At 65.9% G+C, this 17,299-nt stretch carries 16 protein-coding genes; 4 read left to right on the forward strand and 12 right to left on the reverse strand.

Annotated features, from left to right (window positions below; translation table 11 throughout):
- Positions 1-141: 141 nt before the first annotated feature.
- A complete protein-coding gene (locus tag MOE34_RS22505) occupies positions 142-1,488 on the forward strand; it encodes an amidase (RefSeq protein ID WP_242224261.1) in 1,347 nt (448 codons plus the stop codon).
- Between the two features lie 109 nt (positions 1,489-1,597).
- Positions 1,598-2,071, forward strand: a complete 474-nt coding sequence (locus MOE34_RS22510; RefSeq protein ID WP_242224262.1) for a YqhA family protein — start codon at positions 1,598-1,600, stop codon at positions 2,069-2,071.
- 107 nt (positions 2,072-2,178) lie between these two features.
- Here the strand turns inward: MOE34_RS22510 and MOE34_RS22515 are convergent, their stop codons facing one another.
- The 6 genes from MOE34_RS22515 to MOE34_RS22540 all read right to left on the reverse strand — a co-directional run bounded on the left by MOE34_RS22515 (position 2,179) and on the right by MOE34_RS22540 (position 6,957).
- Positions 2,179-2,646, reverse strand: coding sequence for an urease accessory protein UreE (locus tag MOE34_RS22515; RefSeq protein ID WP_242224920.1), 468 nt, complete (start codon positions 2,644-2,646; stop codon positions 2,179-2,181).
- A 73-nt stretch (positions 2,647-2,719) separates the two neighbouring features.
- A complete protein-coding gene (locus MOE34_RS22520) occupies positions 2,720-3,703 on the reverse strand; it encodes an urea transporter (protein ID WP_242224263.1) in 984 nt (327 codons plus the stop codon).
- A 67-nt stretch (positions 3,704-3,770) separates the two neighbouring features.
- Entirely contained in the window at positions 3,771-5,474 is a 1,704-nt protein-coding gene (ureC, locus tag MOE34_RS22525; protein WP_242224264.1) for an urease subunit alpha, read from the reverse strand.
- A gap of 9 nt (positions 5,475-5,483) precedes the next feature.
- The gene (locus tag MOE34_RS22530) at positions 5,484-5,789 is read right to left on the reverse strand and encodes an urease subunit beta (RefSeq protein WP_242224265.1); all 306 of its coding nucleotides are present in this window, start codon (positions 5,787-5,789) and stop codon (positions 5,484-5,486) included.
- 10 nt (positions 5,790-5,799) lie between these two features.
- Complete coding sequence (gene ureA, locus MOE34_RS22535; RefSeq protein ID WP_242224266.1) at positions 5,800-6,102, reverse strand: urease subunit gamma; 303 nt, start codon at positions 6,100-6,102, stop codon at positions 5,800-5,802.
- Positions 6,103-6,129: 27 nt separating this feature from the next.
- Complete coding sequence (locus MOE34_RS22540) at positions 6,130-6,957, reverse strand: urease accessory protein UreD (RefSeq protein WP_242224267.1); 828 nt, start codon at positions 6,955-6,957, stop codon at positions 6,130-6,132.
- 179 nt (positions 6,958-7,136) lie between these two features.
- On the opposite strand from MOE34_RS22540, the gene ureG reads away from it, so the two are divergent.
- Entirely contained in the window at positions 7,137-7,781 is a 645-nt protein-coding gene (ureG, locus tag MOE34_RS22545; RefSeq protein WP_242224269.1) for an urease accessory protein UreG, read from the forward strand.
- Positions 7,782-7,867: 86 nt separating this feature from the next.
- Here the strand turns inward: ureG and MOE34_RS22550 are convergent, their stop codons facing one another.
- From MOE34_RS22550 to MOE34_RS22565, 4 genes are all read right to left on the reverse strand, one after another.
- Entirely contained in the window at positions 7,868-8,386 is a 519-nt protein-coding gene (locus MOE34_RS22550; protein WP_242224271.1) for a YqhA family protein, read from the reverse strand.
- Positions 8,387-8,403: 17 nt separating this feature from the next.
- Positions 8,404-11,592: an efflux RND transporter permease subunit gene (locus MOE34_RS22555; RefSeq protein ID WP_242224273.1), complete on the reverse strand. Its 3,189-nt coding sequence runs from the start codon at positions 11,590-11,592 to the stop codon at positions 8,404-8,406.
- Positions 11,589-12,719 carry an efflux RND transporter periplasmic adaptor subunit gene (locus tag MOE34_RS22560; RefSeq protein WP_242224275.1) on the reverse strand — a complete coding sequence of 377 codons (1,131 nt, stop codon included), beginning with the start codon at positions 12,717-12,719 and terminating at the stop codon, positions 11,589-11,591. The genes MOE34_RS22555 and MOE34_RS22560 overlap by 4 nt, the downstream gene beginning before the upstream one ends.
- Before the next feature lie 150 nt (positions 12,720-12,869).
- On the reverse strand, positions 12,870-13,133 hold the full coding sequence (locus tag MOE34_RS22565; protein ID WP_242224278.1) for a YMGG-like glycine zipper-containing protein: 264 nt from the start codon (positions 13,131-13,133) through the stop codon (positions 12,870-12,872).
- Between the two features lie 245 nt (positions 13,134-13,378).
- Between MOE34_RS22565 and MOE34_RS22570 the strand changes: the two genes are divergently transcribed.
- Positions 13,379-15,103, forward strand: coding sequence for a hypothetical protein (locus tag MOE34_RS22570; protein ID WP_242224280.1), 1,725 nt, complete (start codon positions 13,379-13,381; stop codon positions 15,101-15,103).
- A 46-nt stretch (positions 15,104-15,149) separates the two neighbouring features.
- Here the strand turns inward: MOE34_RS22570 and MOE34_RS22575 are convergent, their stop codons facing one another.
- Both MOE34_RS22575 and MOE34_RS22580 read right to left on the reverse strand, forming a co-directional pair.
- Positions 15,150-15,851 (reverse strand): urease accessory protein UreF, encoded by a 702-nt coding sequence (locus MOE34_RS22575; RefSeq protein ID WP_242224281.1) that lies wholly within the window; start codon positions 15,849-15,851, stop codon positions 15,150-15,152.
- A 10-nt stretch (positions 15,852-15,861) separates the two neighbouring features.
- Positions 15,862-17,298, reverse strand: coding sequence for a GntP family permease (locus MOE34_RS22580; RefSeq protein ID WP_242224282.1), 1,437 nt, complete (start codon positions 17,296-17,298; stop codon positions 15,862-15,864).
- Between the last annotated feature and the right edge of the window lies 1 nt (position 17,299).

Consider the following 17,299-nt stretch of genomic DNA (forward strand, 5'->3'; position numbering starts at 1 on the left):
GGTATTATGGATACCACTTTTAGTGCAAGCCGTATCCGACGGAAAGTGCAATAGCGTCGCAGGCTCTTGCACGGGATGGGCTGCATGCCGCGCGAAATCCGTTATTTTGCTCCGGTCTGATTCGAACGAAAGAGAAGAGCGATGCGCGCGACACTGAACGAGCTTGCAACGAACCTCGCCACGGGCAAGGTCACGGCCTCGTATCTCATCGAGGATGCGCTGGCGCGCATCGCCGACGAAGCCGGGGAGGGTGCGCGCGCTTTCCTCAAGGTCCATGCGGGCAAGGCGCGCACCGCCGCAAGGGCGGCCGACGACCTGCGCGGGGCGGGCCTTGCGCCCTCGCGCTTCGCCGGCATTCCGATCGCGGTGAAGGATCTCTTCGACCTTGCGGGCGAGGCGACGCCCGCCGGCTCGATAGCACTGGTCGATGCACCGCCCGCCGGCACCGATGCTGTCGCCGTCGCGCGCCTCAAGGCCGCCGGCTTCATTGTCGTCGGCCGCAACAACATGACCGAGTTCGCCTTTTCCGGCGTTGGCATCAACCCGCATTACGGCACGCCCGCCAACCCCTATGACCGTGCCACCGGCCGCATTCCCGGCGGTTCATCCTCGGGCGCGGCCGTCAGCGTGGCGGACGGCATGGTTGCCGCCGCCATCGGCTCCGATACCGGTGGCTCCTGCCGGATTCCCGCCGCGCTTTGCGGCGTCGTCGGCTACAAGCCGACCGCCAGCACCGTGCCGCTTGACGGGGCGCTGCCGCTCTCCTTCACGCTTGATTCCATCGGCCCGCTGGCGGGCAGCGTCGATTGCTGCGCCAGCCTGCATGAGATTCTCAGCGGCGCTTCGCTCGCCAGCGCGGGGGAGCGCCCCGTCGCCGGTCTCAGGATCGCCGTGCCGCAGTCGGTCGTCTTCGACGGCATTGAGCCGTATGTGGCGCGGACCTTCGAGGCGGCGCTCGCGCGTCTTGCCGATGCCGGCGCACTTGTCACGGAAATTCCGCTGAAGGAATTCGAGATGGTCGGCCGCATCAATGCCAAGGGCGGGTTCCCTGCACCCGAGGCGCTGTCATGGCATCGCGACCTGCTGGAGACGCATGGCGAGCAATATGACCAGCGTGTGCGCGCCCGCATCCTGCGCGCCCACGAGCAGACGGCGGCGGACTATATCGACATGCTGCATCTGCGCCGCGCCTATATCGCGCAGACGAACCGGGCCATCGCGCCCTATGACGTCCTTGCCATGCCGACCGTACCGATGGTCGCGCCGGCCATCGGCATGCTGGAGGCCGACAACGACCTCTTCGTGAAGACCAACCTGACGCTGCTGCGCAACCCGACGCTCATCAACATGCTGGACGGCTGCGCCATCTCGCTGCCGGTGCAGGACGAAGGTGAAGCGCCGGTCGGCCTGATGCTGGCGGCGAGCGGCGGGCGCGACGCGGCGCTGTTCGCGGCGGCGCGGGCGGTGGAGGCGGCGCTGCGGCGGTAAAGGGCTGCGCCGGTAAAGGGCTGCGCCGGCCGCTTTGCCGGGCCTGGCATTTGGCGGCGGCGCGAATCGTGCGATGCAGGGTAGAGGAACGTGAAAAGAGGGGGACGTCATGCTCGCAAAGCTGTTGTCGGCAAGCCGCTACATGATGGTTCTGCCCGTGATCGGCACGCTGATCGGTTCGCTTGCCCTGATCATCTATGAGCTTGCGGTGATGGGCCACGCCGTCGTCATCGCCGTGCGGAATGCGGAGCTTTCGCCCAAGGCCGCCAAGATTTTCGCCGTCGGCATCATCGAGAGCGTCGATGTGTTCCTCATCGCCATTGCCGTCTACATCATCAGCATCGGCCTCTATGCACTCTTCGTCGACGAGACCGTGGAGCGCCCGCGCTGGCTTCAGTTGAAGGATCTGGAAGACCTGAAGGCGCACCTCGTCAGCGTCGTCATCGCGGTCCTGGCCGTTCTCTTCCTGCGCGAGGCGGTCGCCTGGGACGGATCGAGGGCCATCCTCGAACTTGGCGTCGCCGTCGCGGCCACCATCGGGGCGCTCGCGCTGTTTCTCAGAACGAAGAAAGGCGGTTCCTGACCGCCGTGTAGAGGCGGAGCGGCTGGAATGCCGCCCGCTCAAATATGGACGTTACGCGCACGGACTGGTTCTTACGTTAAGAGAAAACCGCGAGCAGGGCCGTTCAATCAATCGTGGCCGTGATGGTGGTGCCCATGCTCATGGTCTCCGTGGTCATGCCCACCATGGCCGTGTCCATGTCCGTGCGTGGAGCCGTGATAGGCGCCGCGCAACGGATGGAACGGTTCCGATATCTCGCGCACGCCGGCGCCGAGGCCGATCAGCATGTCCCGGATGACGTGGTCACGCAGGATGACGATACGCGCGGCCTCGATCTGTGCTGGCAGGTGGCGGTTGCCCAGATGCCAGGCGAGTTCCAGGAGGTGCAGGCCGTTTCTCGGCGTCACCTCGTAGAGCGCTTCCTCGGCGGCGATCACCTCGATCGTTTCGCCCGTCTCCGTCAGCAGGAGGTCGCCATGGGCGAGTTGCACCGGTTCCTTCAGGTCCAGCATGACGACATCGTCATGCTGGGTATGCAGGAGCTTGCGGCGCACGTGGCGCTGGTCGTGCGCCAGCACGACGATATCGATGGACATGCGACCTGCACCGCCGTCATGGGGCAGGATTTGCGTGGAGCGATGGGGCAAGGACGGGTTCCTTCGGATGGGGCTATTCCGCCGGGGGCGGGGGTGTCAGGGCCTTGAACGATCCCGCTCCCAGCAGCATGAGCCAGGTGACGAGGACGAAACTGGAGGTCAGCACCGGCATGCTGATCGGCGTCAGGAAGATGGCGATGGAAGCCCAGAGCCAACTCGATATGACGGCGCCGAAGACGGCGTAGAGGAAGCTCTGCCAGGTCAGCGCGAGGAACACGCCGCCGAGCGCCATGGCCGTCAGCGCCGAATTATAGCCGAAGAGGCCGTCGCGAACCGCGCCTTCCGGGCCGCCGTAGATGGCCGCGATAGCCGTGCCGACGATGGCCCCGATGAGGCCCATGAGGGCGCCGGCGCGCGAATTGATGGCGATGCCGACGAGGATGAGATAGCCGGTGATCCAGTTGTCCTGGAAGAAGATCTGGCCGATGGACGTGCCGATGCCCTCGTACCAGGTCGCTACGACATAGGGCACCGCGTCGGAGAACTGCTCCGGCGAGATCGGCTTGGCCATGGGACCGGCATCGATGGCGTCGAATTTGAGGACCGCGAAGAGGAACAGCCAGCCGACGAGCACGAAAGGTGCAGTCAGCGCCGCCGTCTTGTAGGGCGCAAGGACATTGGCGATGCTGGCGAAGGCCATGCTGCTGAACGCCGCGCCGCAGATGAGGTAGACGAGCATGGCCGGCGACGGCACGGCGCCCGTGCGGAAATTCTCGCTGGTGAAGGCGATGAGCGCAAGGCCGACCAGCACGCCGTTGAAGCCGAACAGGCCATCGCGGATGAGCGCCCTGTCGGCCTTCAGGATCACGGCCGTTCCGGTGGCCGCAACCACGCCGATGACGCAGATCGCCGCATAGATCCACGAATTGAAGGCCAGCGCGCCCAGGATCACCAGCCCGGAGATCGGATTGTTCTGGAACACGACCTGGCCGATGCCGCGCAACGACCAGTCGACGAAGGAAAGGGAGGGATGGTCTTGGAAACGGTTCGTCTGCATGCGCCGCGCTCTCGCTCGAAGGGAGGTAACCGGGCGCCTGGCGGCGCCCGGGGCGTTTGCAAAGGGGTCAGAACAGGAAGTAGCGCTGCGCCATCGGCAGCACGTCCGCCGGCTCGCAGGTGATCAACTCGCCGTCGACGCGGACGTTGTAGTTCTGCGGGTCGACTTCCAGCTTCGGCGTGCGGTTGTTGTGGATCATGTCCTTCTTGCGCACCGTGCGCGTGCCCTTGACGGCGGAGAGCTGCTTGGTGAGCTTCAGCTTCTCGCCGATTCCGTCGTCGAGCGCCGCCTGCGAGACGAAGGTCACGCCGGTCGAGCCGATCGCCCGGCCAAGCACGCCGTACATCGGCCGGTAATGCACCGGCTGCGGTGTGGAGATCGATGCGTTCGGATCGCCCATCGGGGCCATCGCGATCATGCCGCCGATCATCACGAGCTGCGGCTTGACGCCGAAGAAGGCGGGTTTCCACAGCACGAGGTCTGCCCGCTTGCCGACCTGGATCGAGCCGATCTCATGGGCGAAGCCATGGGTCAGGGCGGGATTGATCGTGTACTTGGCGACGTAGCGCTTGACGCGGAAGTTGTCGTTGCGGCTGCTGTCTTCCGGCAGCGGGCCGCGCTGGACCTTCATCTTGTGGGCGGTCTGCCAGCAGCGCGTCGTCGTCTCGCCGATGCGGCCCATGGCCTGCGAGTCCGACGACATCATCGAGAAGACGCCGAGATCGTGCAGGATGTCTTCCGCGGCGATGGTTTCGCGGCGGATGCGCGATTCGGCGAAGGCGACGTCCTCCGGGATCTGCGGGCTGAGATGGTGGCAGACCATCAGCATGTCGAGATGTTCGTCGACGGTGTTGATGGTGTAGGGGCGCGTCGGGTTGGTCGAGGCGGGCAGGATGTTCTCTTCCCCGGCCGCCGTGATGATGTCGGGGGCGTGGCCGCCGCCGGCGCCCTCGGTGTGGAAGCTGTGGATCGTGCGGCCCTTCATGGCGGCGAAGGTGTCGCGCACGAAGCCGCTCTCGTTGAGCGTGTCGGAGTGCAGCGCGACCTGGATGTCCATCTCGTCGGCGACGGTCAGGCAGTTGTCGATGGCCGCGGGGGTGGTGCCCCAGTCCTCGTGCAACTTCAGGCCGACGGCACCCGCGCGGACCTGCTCGCGCAGGGGATCCGGCTGGCTGACATTGCCCTTGCCGAGCAGGCCGACATTGATCGGCAGCGCCTCGATGGCCTCCAGCATCCGGTGGATGGCCCAGGGGCCGGCCGTTACTGTCGTCGCCAGCGTGCCGACGGTCGGACCCATGCCGCCGCCCACAAGCGTCGTCGTGCCGCTCGACAGGGCCTCCTCGGCCTGCTGCGGCGCGATGAAGTGGATATGCGTGTCGATGCCGCCGGCCGTGATGATCTTGCCTTCGCCGGCGATGATGTCCGTGCCGCCGCCGATGACGATGTTGACGCCGGGCTGGATATCCGGGTTGCCGGCCTTGCCGATGCCGGTGATGCGGCCGTTCTTGATGCCGATGTCGGCTTTGACGATGCCCCAGTGGTCGAGGATGATGACATTGGTGATGACCACGTCGGCGACTTCGGACGCCGGGCGCTGGCTCTGGCCCATGCCGTCGCGGATGACCTTGCCGCCGCCGAAGGTGACCTCTTCGCCATAGACGGTGCGGTCTTCCTCGATCTCGATGATGAGTTCCGTGTCGGCCAGCCGAAGGCGGTCACCCTTGGTGGGGCCGTAGAGGTCGGAATAGGCCTGTCTAGTGATCGTTGTCATCCGTGCCTCCTACAGCTTGCCCATGACCTTGGCGTTGAAGCCGTAAACCTCGCGCTTGCCGTCAAGCGCCACGAGTTCCACGGTGCGTTCCTGACCCGGCTCGAAACGGACCGCCGTTCCCGCGGGAATGTTGAGGCGGAAGCCGCGCGTGGCGTCCCGGTCGAACAGCAACGCCGTGTTCGTTTCGTAGAAATGGTAGTGCGAGCCGACCTGGATGGGGCGGTCGCCCGAATTGGCGACGTCGACCTTGATCGTCTGCCGTCCCTTGTTCAGCTCGATGGAGCCATCCTCGATAAAGTATTCGCCCGGAATCATGACGGTCTCCTTACGGGACAGGGTTGTGAACGGTGACGAGCTTCGTGCCGTCCGGGAACGTCGCCTCGACCTGGATGTCGTGGATCATTTCCGGAACGCCCTCCATCACGTCGTCGCGCGTCAGAAGCGTCGCGCCGTAGGACATCAGGTCGGCGACCGTCCGTCCCTCGCGCGCGCCTTCCAGGATCGCGGCCGAGATATAGGCCACGACTTCAGGATAATTCAGCTTCAGGCCACGCGCCTTGCGGCGTTCGGCCAGAAGACCTGCCGTGAACAGCAGAAGCTTGTCTTTCTCTCGCGGTAGAAGTTCCATACCTCGATCCTCTTCGTTTTTTTAAATTCACGTTGCCCAGACGCGCGGCGCGACTGCCTTTTTCCGCAGGCCGTGTTCGCGCAGGATGCTCCACGCCTGGAGAAAGAGCGCCTTGCCCTCCGACATGCGCTCTCCAAGGTAGCGGCAGACGATGACCCGCTCGAGCTGGCTTGCGGAAAAGACCCCGCTGGCCGCTTCGCCGAGGCCCTCGCGGATGCGCTCCACGGTGTCGTCCAGCATGGGGCCGGCATAGACCATCGTTCCGGCGATCGGATGCCCCGCGAAGGCGAAGGGCGCGTCGAGCACGTCGGGCGCGCTGGAGAAGGCGACCTGCTCGAACCAGATGGGCTCGTCCCCCCGGAAGATCTCGACGCGCTGGCGAAGCCGGCCTGCGAGGAACCGTTCTTTGGCGGCCGGGCGGCCGAGGCTCACGAAATCCCAGCCGATATAGGCCGAATCCTCGGCGAGCGTGACGCGCGTGATCACCGCCGCGTCCGCACCCTCGAACAGGATCGTCTCCTGCGGCAGGTTCTCGCATGTCGCGCCGGCGCCGACATCGATCACTGTGCGCTGCGTGCTGGTGCCCCGTTCGCTGCGATAGAATTTCGTCGCGCCGGGCGTCGTGAGCACGGCGCGCGCCTCGGGCGCTATGTGGCAGGTGATTTCGAGATTGTCGCCGCCCGCCACGCCGCCCGGCGGATGCAGGAGGTAGACATGGGCCGAACCATCGGCCTCGGGATGGAAGGCGCGCTGCACCGCAAGCGGGCCGCAATGGCGGCGGCGTACAAGACGGGTCTTGCCGTGCGCATTGGCAAACCAAAGCTCAAGCTCGGCGTGCCATCCCCCACTCGACATGCGCTGAATCCCCCAAAATTATTCGCGGTTCGTTCTTATTCAAATTTGATATATGTTATTCAGAACAAAACGCTTTTTATCTATTGTTCCTTGAACAGTAGCTCGACAAGGGTATAGATTCAAGGTTCAAATGCGAGGCGGCGGCGCGGTGCCGTTCCCAGGCTTATCGAGGCACGAATATGGCATCAGCGAATGGTCCCCTGCGCGTCGGAATCGGCGGTCCGGTCGGGTCGGGCAAGACCACCCTTACGGAAAAACTCTGCAAGGCGCTGCGGGATCGGTATTCGATCGCGGTGATCACCAACGACATCTATACGCAGGAGGATGCGCTCATCCTGGCGCGCCTGCAGGCCCTTTCGGAAGACCGGATCATGGGGGTGGAGACCGGTGGCTGCCCGCATACCGCCATCCGCGAGGACGCCTCGATCAATCTTCAGGCCATCGCCGAGATGAACCGGAAATTTCCGGACCTCGACATCGTCTTCATCGAATCGGGCGGCGACAACCTGGCAGCCACCTTCTCACCCGATCTCGCCGACCTGACGCTCTATGTCATCTCGGTGTGCCAGGGTGAGGAGATTCCCCGCAAGGGCGGCCCGGGCATCACGCGGTCCGACTTCCTCGTCATCAACAAGTCCGACCTTGCGCCGCATGTGAACGTGAACCTCGATGTCATGCAGGCTGACGCGACCCGCATGCGGGACGGGCGCCCCTTCGGCTTCACGGACCTGCAGCGTGGCAAGGGGCTGGATGCGGTGATCGACTATATCGTCTCGCATGGCGGCCTCGATATGGTTGAGGCTCCCGCTCAGGCGCGCGGCTAAGGCGTTACCGGGTGCGACGACGCGCCGAACGTTGTTGAAAATGCTTTAGAAAAGGCCGGGCGGGCCATCCGCCCGGCCTTTTCCGTTCAGTGGCGCGGCGGTGCGTTGCTGTCGCCCCGGCTCTGCCGTTCCTGCTCCGACAGGTGCGACGAGCTGGCCGCCAGTTTCATGGCGCCGCTGAGCAGCAGCGCCGAAGCCGGCAGCACGAGCGCGTTCCAGTCCGGCGGCGTCTCCGATTCGCCGACCTGGGCGGCGAAGTGGACGACGAGGTAGAGAATGATGGTCTGGAAGAACAGGCTCTTCAGTTCGCCCACCGTGTCGATGATCATCCATTGCGGCAGTTCGGAGCGCTGGTCCGCGGGAATGTCGATGATGAAGCCGAGTGCGATGCCGCAGCCGACCACCATCAGGACGATCCCCAGCAGCACCTTGTCCGTGGCGCGCAGGACGGCGACGACGACCGACATGTCGGGATCGAGCCGGGCCATGCGGTAGCCGTCGATCAGCATCAGCGAGGCTTCCCAGAACATGAGGAGCGCGCCGAAGAGCACGGCGGCGGCGGCGAGGACGAGGATGTATCTCAGGCCGCTGAAGAAGGATACCATGCGTTGTTTCTCCCGGATCAGTTGGCGGAGGGGGCCGGCGCCCCGTTCTGCTGTGTTTCGTCCGCGTCCGCTCCGCCGGCATCCGAAATGTCGGTCGAGCCGAAGAGGCGCCGCTTGATCGCCTCGCGCAGCGTCTGCACGAGGATGTAGAGCAAGGGGATGATCAACAGCCCGACGAGGGTGCCGACGAGCAGGCCGCCGAGCACGGTCGCGCCGATGGCCTGCCGGCTGCCCGCGCCCGCGCCGATGGCGAGCACGAGCGGCACGACGCCGAGAATGGAGGCCATTGCGGTCATCAGCACCGGGCGGAAGCGTTGCGAGGTGCCCTCGGTCGCCGCATCCTCGATACTCATCCCCGCCTCGCGCCGTTCCTTGGCGAATTCCACGATCAGGATCGCGTTCTTCGCCGCAAGTCCGATCAGCAGGAGAAGGCCGATCTGCGCATAGATGTTGAGGTCGATGCCGCCGACGAGCAGCGCGCCCAGCGCGCCGAGAACGGCTACCGTGACGGACATCATCACGGCCACCGGCACGCTCCAGCTCTCGTATTGCGCAACGAGGAAGAGGTAGGTGAAAACGATGCCCATGATCAGGATGATGGCCGTCTGGTTGCCGGATTGCTGTTCCTGCAGGGCAAGGCCCGTCCATTCGTAGCCGAAGCCGGCCGGCAGGGTCTTTTCGGCCAGCGCCTCCATGGCAATGAGCGCATCGCCCGTGCTGGTGCCGGCGGCCGCCTGCCCGTTGATCGCGACCGAGGGGAAGAGGTTGTAGCGGTTGATCGAGCTGGGGCCGTAGACCGTCGAGATCGTCAGGAGGCCCTGCAGCGGAACGAGGTCTCCCGTGTCGCTGCGCACCCGAAGCCGCTGAATATCCTCGATGCGGCTGCGGAAGGCCGGTTCGTCCTGGATACGGACCTGGAAGACGCGCGACAGGATGTTGAAATCGTCCACATAGGACGAGCCGAGATGGGCCTGCAATGTGCTGAAGATTGTGGCGGGCGAGATGCCGAAGAGCTCGGCCCGCTCACGGTCGATATCGAGATAGACCTGCGGCACATCCGCGGCGAAGGTGCTGAACACCGCGGAGAGGCCCGGCGTCCGGTTCGCGCCGATGATCAGGCTGCGCATCACCTCGGCAAGCTCGCCCTGGCTCTGGCCGGCGCGCGCCTGCAGGCGCAGGTCGAAACCGCCCGTCGCGCCGAGGCCGGGAATGGCCGGCGGATTGAACGGTATGACCGTGGCCGTGGAGATCGCCGCAAGCTCGCCGCGCAACCGGTCGATCAGTGCGAAGGCGCTCTGGTCCGCGCCGCGTTCGCTCCAGGGCTTCAGCGCTGTGATGATCATGCCGGAATTCGAGCCGCCGCCGCCGATCATGCTCACGCCGGCGATGCCGATCGTGTTGGCGATGCCGGGCGTGCGCTGGAGGAGTGCGCTGACCTCTGCGATCGTCTGTTCCGTCCGCTCCAGCGAGGCTGCGTTCGGCAGCTGCACGTTCATGAACAGGTAGCCTTGGTCCTCGGCGGGCACGAAGCCGGTCGGCAGGACACGGTAGAGGCCGTAGATGCCGCCCATGATGGCGACGAGCATGAGCGAGGCGAGCACGAGGCGTCGCGTGAAGGCCAGCAGCAGCTTCAGATAGAAGCGCCGGGAGGCGTCGAGGCCGTTGTTCAGCTTCTCGAACAGGCTGTGGCGGCGCTTCGGCGAGGGGCGCAGCATCAGCACGCAGAGAGCCGGGCTGAGGGTCAGCGCGTTGACGGTCGAGAAGACGATGGTGACGAGGATGGTGACGGCGAACTGGCGGTAAAGCTCGCCGGTTATGCCGGCGAGGAAGGCCACCGGCACGAAGAGCGCGGCGAGCACCAGCGTCGTGGCGACGATCGGTCCGGTGACCTGCCCCATGGTGCGCACGGTCGCTTCGCGCACGTCGGCGCCGGTCTCGTCCATGACACGCTGAACGTTCTCGACGACGATGATGGCGTCGTCGACCACCAGGCTGATGGCGAGGATGACCGCGAAGAGCGTGATCGTGTTGGCCGAATAGCCGAGCACATAGAGGACGGCGAAGCCGCCGATGAGCGAGACCGGGATTGTCAGGGTCGGGATGACCGTCGCCCGCCAGTCCTGCAGGAAGGCGTAGACCACCGCGACGACGAGGGCGAAGGTGATCGCCAGCGTGATGAAGATCTCGTGGATGGTCGCCTCGACGAAGGTGGTCGTGTCGAAGACCACCGTATAGGCGATATCGTCGGGGAACTGCCGCGACAGCGTCTCCAGCTCGCTGACGACCGCCTCGGAAACCGAAAGCGCATTGGCGTCCGAGGATTGGTAGACGACGAGCGTGGCGCTCGCCAGTCCGTTCAGCGTGGATGTCGTGTCATAGGACTGCGCACCCAGTTCGACGCGCGCGACGTCGCGCAGGCGCACGATCGCGCCGTCGCGGTTGGTGCGCACGATGATGGCGCCGAACTCCTTCTCGTCGGCGAGCCGGCCCTGCGCCAGAACGGTGAGCTGGAGCTGCTGGCCGGAGACGGAGGGCGGCGCGCCGATCTGGCCGGCGGAGGCCTGGGCGTTCTGCGCCCGGATGGCGGTCATTAGGTCCGCCGCCGTGACGCCGAGCGCCTGCATGCGGTCCGGGTTCATCCAGATCCGCATGCTGTAGGTCGGGCCGAACACGCTCGCCTCGCCGACGCCGGGCAGGCGGGCGATGGTGTCGCGGATGTTGACGGTGGCATAGTTGCTGAGGAAGACGTTGTCGTGCGTGCCCTTGGGCGAATAGATCGCGACGCCCATCAGCATGCTGGAGGAGCGGCTGCGGACGGAGACGCCGGTCTGGGTGACGGCGGCGGGCAGGCGCGGGGTCGCCATCGACACGCGGTTCTGCACGTTGACCTGCGCGATGGCCGGGTCGGTTCCCGGCGCGAAGGTCACCGTCAGGCTGTAGGTGCCGTTATTGGTGCTGGAGGAGGACATGTAGAGCATGTCCTCGACGCCGTTCACCTGGTCCTCGATCGGCGCGCCGACGCTGTCGGTCATCACGCTGGCATTCGCGCCCGGATAGCTTGCCGAGACCTGTACCTCGGGCGGCGTGATCTGCGGGAACTGGGCGACGGGAATCTGCAGCAGCGCGACCGCGCCGGCGATCAGCATGATCACCGCGATGACCATCGCAAAGCGTGGCCGGTCGATGAAGGGAGCGGAGATATTCATTGCGCGGCGTCCGTGTCGTCGTCCGGCACCGCATGCGCCTCGACGGGCGATCCCTCGGTCACGTTTGCGAGGCCCTCGACGATCAGCGTTTCCCCGCCCTCAAGGCCGCTGTCGACAGTCCAGTTGCCGTTCGCCTGCTCGGAGACCGTGATGCGGCGCAGGGCCGCCTTGCCGTCGCCGTCGACGAGCAGGACATATCTGCCCTCGCGGTCCTGCTGCACCGCGCCGAGGGGAACCACGGGGCGCATCTTGCGCTCGGTCTCGGCGATGACGACCGTGACGAACTGGCCCGGCACGAGGAGGAGGGCCGGATTGGCGAACTGCGCCCGCACGGCGAGCGTTCCGGTCCGTTCGTCGATTTCGTTGCCGAAGAACTCGATCTTGCCTGTCCGATCGTAGGGCTGCCCGTTCGAAAGGCGCAGCGACGGCTCGAAGCGGCGGGCGAGTTCGTCCTTGCTGATCTCTCCGGCTGCCGTGCGCAAGTCCAGCACCGCCCGGTCGCTCACGGAGAAAACGACGCGGATCGGGTCCATCTGCACGACCCGCGCCAGCGCCGGCGAGCTGGCATTGACGAAGCTGCCCGCCGAAAGGGACGCCCCGCCGATGCGGCCGGCGAGGGGAGAGGTTATCCTGGTGTAGCTGAGATTGAGCTCGGCCTGCCGCACGCGGGCCTCCGCCGAAAGCACGGCCGCGCCCGCATTCTCGCGTGCCGCCTGGCTTTCCTCAAGCACCGCGCGGGAGACCGTCTGGCTCAGGGAGCGATTGCGCTCGAGGCGGCGCACGGCATCCGCTTCGGACGCCTTCGCGCTCGCCAGATTCGCCCGGGCTTCGTCCAGCGCGATCTCAAGGCCGCGCGCATCGATCAGGAAAAGCGGCTGGCCCGCCTCCACGACGCTTCCCTCGTCGAACAGCCGCTTTTCGATGAAGCCGTCGATACGGGAGCGCAGGTCGACGGAATCCATGGCCTCAACGCGGCCGACGAATTCGTGCCGGGGCGACACGTCCTCCACCTGAACCGTCATCGTGCCGACCGCCGCCGTCTGCGCCTGAAGGGCTGTCGGTGTAACGCTTAACGTCGCCAGAAGAACCAGGTGGCGCAGGTGCGTTTCACGGGGGAAGGGGAACATGGTGAACTCCGGCAATGAATGATCCGCAATAGGAAAAAACCGGAGCATCAGGCAAATCTCAGGCCCTGTCCGAGACGAGAATCCTGGGGAAGTTGGGTCCGTGCGCTCCATGGAACGCACGGATATGTCGTGCCGACCGAGGGCCGGATCCTATCGCCGGGGGCAATCGGCGATGTAGCGGCGGCCGTGGCGGTCGCGGAAGTAGCAGCGTCCCGGCTGGCCGGCGACATTGCCGATGACCGCTCCGGTCACGCCACCGATCGCCGCGCCGACGGCGGCTCCGCGTACGTTACCGGTAATCGCACCGCCGATCACTGCGCCCGAAGCCGCACCGATGCCCGCGCCGCGTTCCGTGGGTGTGCACCCTGCCAGAGCTAGCGTTCCGAAAAGGAAGAGAAAGGCAACCCGCTTCATGAGCATCTCCTAATGTTAATTGCCGACAGGCGCACCGTAGGCATGGTGGCCGGCCTTGTCCATCCCCGCCGCCCCGCAACCTTAAAAAGTGATAGGCCTAAAACGGGTGCGAAAGCCGGGGCCAGGCTGTAGCGACGTATCGGAATTCTGCCCTTTTCCGCTGCCAAAAGGCGGGTTAAGGGAATGTGGGCAGGTTCTGCGAGAGAGACGGAATTCGGCCTTCGAGCCGGAACCGGGGGCGAGATATGGACGATGAAGCTGGAAAGTCCGCCGCGCGCGCATTGTCCGATGCGGGCCTCGACGATTTTCTTCCGTTGTCTCCCGCCGAGGCCGAAATCGTCTCCAGCCGGCGAGGATTCGGCATCGAGCGTGTGGGCGACGGGCTTCGGCCGAACGAGGAGCGCCCCGAACGCTCCGTACGGGCCGAGTTCCTGCGCTATCTCATCCTGAGGGACAGTAGCGCCTCCTCGCAAGGGCGGGGTCTGAAGCTGAGCGGGGCCTGGATCACCGGCGTTCTCGACCTCGAAGGCTGCCGTATTCCGAAGGATATCGGCCTCAAGGACTGCCATTTCGATTCCGTGCCCATCCTGCGCGCCGCCATCATCGACAGCCTGTTCCTCGACGGCTCCCGCCTGCCGGGCCTGCAGGCCGACCGGCTGGAGGCCCGAGGGTCCGTCTCCATGAAAGGCTCGGCCTTCACAGGCGCGGTCAGGATGATCGGCGCGCGCCTCGGCGGCACCATGGAAGCCGACGGCGTCACGCTCGAATGGCCCGGCGAGACCGCGCTGGATGCCGGCGGCATCGAGGTGCGGGGTAATGTCCTGCTGCGCGGCGGGCGCGTGAAGGGCAGCATCAATCTGGCGTCGGCGCGGCTCGGCGGGGGGATCAATACGGCCGGAGTGCATATCGAGCGGCCGGGCGAAATCGCGCTGAACGGCGATGCCCTCGCTGCGGAAGGGGACTTCGTCCTGAGCGGCGCGGACATTGCCGGCGAGACGCGGCTGCTCTCCGTCCGGCTGGGCGGCGACGTCAATTGCACCGCCGTGACGCTCACCCAGCCCGGGGGATTTGCCCTGCGGCTCAACCACGCCGCGATCGCCGGCGCCTTCGTGCTGCGCGAGGATGCAAAGGTCGACGGTGTGCTCGACCTGACGGCGGCCACTATCGGCGCGATCGACGACGACCGGGAAAGCTGGCCCAAGCCGGAAAACCTGCTTCTCAACCGATGCCAGTACGGCGCCTTCATCGGCGGGCCGGTGGATGCGGCGAGCCGCCTCGAATGGCTGGGACGGCAGGCGCCCACCCGCTGGGCCACCGATTTCTGGCCGCAGCCTTATGAACATCTCTCCGTGGTCTTCTGTGACATGGGGCATGACGAGGACGCCCGGGAAGTGCTGATCGCCAAGGAACGCTTGCAGCGGCGCGCCCGCCGTGGCCGCACACGCAGCGACCTGGTGCGCTTTCTCCTGACCCTCGGCGACGGTATCCTGAACATCACGGTGCGCTACGGCCGCCAGCCGCTCTACGCCCTGATCTGGATCCTGTTGTTCTGGGTCGTCGGCATCGGGGTCTTCTTCTTCGCATACAAGACCGGCGCGATGATGCCGAGCAGCCCGGTCATGCTGCGCTCGCTGGAATGGACGATGTGCAACCTGCCCGATACGCAGGAGCGCTACATGCCCTCCAGCGGCCAGAGCTGGCAGGGCCGCGCCAAAGCCGGTGAGACGCAGCTTACCTGCTTCCTCAATCAGCCCGAGGCATCGAGCTATCCGGAATTCAATGCGGGAATGTACTCGCTGGACGTCCTGCTGCCGGTTCTGTCCATCGGCCAGAAGGATTACTGGCGGCCGAACTCCATGAAGCCGGGCGGGGGCTTTGCCCTGCGTTACTTCTTCTTCCACTCGATCATCGGCTGGGCGCTCGGCCTTCTGGCGGTCGCCGGCTTCTCGGGTCTGGTGAAATCGCGGTAGCGCGTTCCCGGCGCGGCGCGTAGGTCGTCGGGAACGTCTCTGGCGGTCAGGAACGGAAGAGGCGGCTGTACTGCGTCTCGTGCCAGGCGCTGGCCATGGCCATGGCGGGCGCGGCATTGCCGATCTCGTCGTCCTGCAGGGTGGAGGCCTTGCGGGCCGCGCGCTCGATGACGGGAGGGCTTGCGACGAGAATGCGCTGGCCGTCCGTGTGCCCGAGCGGCACGAGGCGGATGGCGGCGGTCACCTGGTTCTCCACGACGCTCCACAACAGCCCGCGCAGCGCATCCTGCGGCGCGACCTGCCAGTGCGTGGCGGCGAGCGCGAACGCGGCGGGAAAGCCGAGCTTCCGGTCGGCGAGGGCTTCGGCCGTGGGCACGCCCAGCTCCTGAAGAATCCGCAGCAGGGACTCGCCCATCCGCCGGTCTTCCTGCTCGATCTCGCGGCTTTCCCGCGCGGCCGAAAGCCAGGCGTCGGCCTTGAGGAAGGCGGCTTGGTCGCCGTCTGCGAGAGCGTGCATCATGCGCCAGAACAGGGCGCCGTCGAGCGCCGCGTAGCTATGCTCAAGCAGGCCGAATATCCAGGCGTCGGCCGATGCCTCGTCCTTCACCGTGCCGACATGGACCGCCCATTCCAGCGCGCGGGAATAGGAGAACGCGCCGACCGGCTGGCTCGGGCTGACGAGCCGGAGCAGGTGGATCGGAAGGCTGCCGCCCCCGGCGACGCCGGGGGAAAGGGGCGTTTGCTGCACCGGCCGGAACTCAGAACGAGCCGAATGTCGCGCCGAGCGCGAAGACGGCGACGAGCGAGATGATGACGCTGACGATCACGGTCATCACCATGTCGAGATAGCTGCTGGAATGGGTCTGCTTGCTGATCTGCAACAGCAGCAGAACCGTACCGTTGTGCGGCAGCGCGTCGAGCGTACCCGCGCTGATGACGGTCAGGCGGTGCATCAGTTCCGGGTTGATGCCGTATTCGGCGGCAAGGCGCATGTACTCGCTGCCGAGCGCCCCGAGCGCGATCGCCATGCCGCCGGAGGCGGTGCCCGTCAGGGCGGCCAGCGTGTTCATCGCCACGACGAGCGACACGAGAGGACCGCCGGGCATCTTGAGGACCGCGTCGCGCACCAGTTCGAAGGCCGGCATCGCCGCGACGACGGCGCCGAAGCCCACGAGGCTCGCGACCGTGATGATGGGCAGGACCGACGAATTCGCGCCCGCATCGAGGCTCTCGCGCAGATTGCCGAAACGCTTGTAGTTGCAGACGATAAGGGTGACGATCGCCGCGGCGAGCGCGATGAGGACGGCCCAGACGCCGATCGTGGAGGTGATGTTGATGCCGAGCATCTGTTCGGCGACGGAGAAGTCGACCCGTGGCAGCACCACCAGCGCCATGAGGAAGTTGACGGTGATGACGACGATCAGCGGCAGGACGGCGATGAAGAAGGGCGGGTTGGTGTTCGCGCGCTGGCCGTGCGTCAGTTCGCTGGGGTCGAAGTCGCCGGCGGCCGTCGCCTGCTCGCGCACCTTCTCGGTGATGACGGTCTCGCTGTCGTCCTCGACATAGCCTTCGCCCGCCGCGCGTGCCTTCGCTTCCGCGCGCGCCAGCCACCACATGCCGAAGGCGAAGGTGATGACCGAGGCGATGATGCCGAGGCCCGGCGCGGCGAAGGTCGTCGTGCCGAAGTAGGGCATGGGGATGGCGTTGTTGGTGGAGGGGCTGCCGGGCATGGCCGACATGGTGAAGGTGAAGGCGCCGAGACCGATCGCCGCCGGCATCAGCCGGGCGGGGATGTTTGCGGCGCGGAACATCTCACGGGTCATCGGCACGAGGACGAAGAACGCCACGAACACGCTCACGCCGCCGTAGGTCACGACCGCTGAGGCAAGGACCACCGAAAGCATGGTCCGCTTCACGCCGAGCTTTTCCGTCAGGTAGTGGGCGATCGAAGTGATCGAGCCGCTATCGTCCATCATCTTGCCGAAGATGCCGCCCAGGAGGAAGAGCGGCAGCCATTGTGCGACGAAGCGCGAGGTGCCGGCCATGAACGTTCCCGTCCAGTGCGGCAGCAGGGGCTGGCCCGAAAGAAGGGCCACGATCAGCGCCGCGGCGGGGGCGAGCAGGAGAACGCTCCATCCGCGGTAGGCGAACCACATCAGGAACCCGAGGCCCAGTAGAATGCCCAACAAACCCATA

It is taken from the genome of Shinella zoogloeoides, from assembly GCF_022682305.1.
Lineage (GTDB): Bacteria > Pseudomonadota > Alphaproteobacteria > Rhizobiales > Rhizobiaceae > Shinella > Shinella zoogloeoides_B.

Coding starts and splice junctions, on each gene's coding strand:
- ureG (WP_242224269.1), top strand. CDS start 7,137: ATGGCATCAGCGAATGGTCCCCTGCGCGTCGGAATCGGCGGTCCGGTC.
- MOE34_RS22515 (WP_242224920.1), bottom strand. CDS start 2,646: ATGTCCATCGATATCGTCGTGCTGGCGCACGACCAGCGCCACGTGCGC.
- MOE34_RS22505 (WP_242224261.1), top strand. CDS start 142: ATGCGCGCGACACTGAACGAGCTTGCAACGAACCTCGCCACGGGCAAG.
- MOE34_RS22510 (WP_242224262.1), top strand. CDS start 1,598: ATGCTCGCAAAGCTGTTGTCGGCAAGCCGCTACATGATGGTTCTGCCC.
- ureC (WP_242224264.1), bottom strand. CDS start 5,474: ATGACAACGATCACTAGACAGGCCTATTCCGACCTCTACGGCCCCACC.
- MOE34_RS22570 (WP_242224280.1), top strand. CDS start 13,379: ATGGACGATGAAGCTGGAAAGTCCGCCGCGCGCGCATTGTCCGATGCG.
- MOE34_RS22560 (WP_242224275.1), bottom strand. CDS start 12,719: ATGTTCCCCTTCCCCCGTGAAACGCACCTGCGCCACCTGGTTCTTCTG.
- MOE34_RS22580 (WP_242224282.1), bottom strand. CDS start 17,298: ATGGGTTTGTTGGGCATTCTACTGGGCCTCGGGTTCCTGATGTGGTTC.
- MOE34_RS22550 (WP_242224271.1), bottom strand. CDS start 8,386: ATGGTATCCTTCTTCAGCGGCCTGAGATACATCCTCGTCCTCGCCGCC.
- ureA (WP_242224266.1), bottom strand. CDS start 6,102: ATGGAACTTCTACCGCGAGAGAAAGACAAGCTTCTGCTGTTCACGGCA.
- MOE34_RS22565 (WP_242224278.1), bottom strand. CDS start 13,133: ATGAAGCGGGTTGCCTTTCTCTTCCTTTTCGGAACGCTAGCTCTGGCA.
- MOE34_RS22530 (WP_242224265.1), bottom strand. CDS start 5,789: ATGATTCCGGGCGAATACTTTATCGAGGATGGCTCCATCGAGCTGAAC.
- MOE34_RS22540 (WP_242224267.1), bottom strand. CDS start 6,957: ATGTCGAGTGGGGGATGGCACGCCGAGCTTGAGCTTTGGTTTGCCAAT.
- MOE34_RS22555 (WP_242224273.1), bottom strand. CDS start 11,592: ATGAATATCTCCGCTCCCTTCATCGACCGGCCACGCTTTGCGATGGTC.
- MOE34_RS22520 (WP_242224263.1), bottom strand. CDS start 3,703: ATGCAGACGAACCGTTTCCAAGACCATCCCTCCCTTTCCTTCGTCGAC.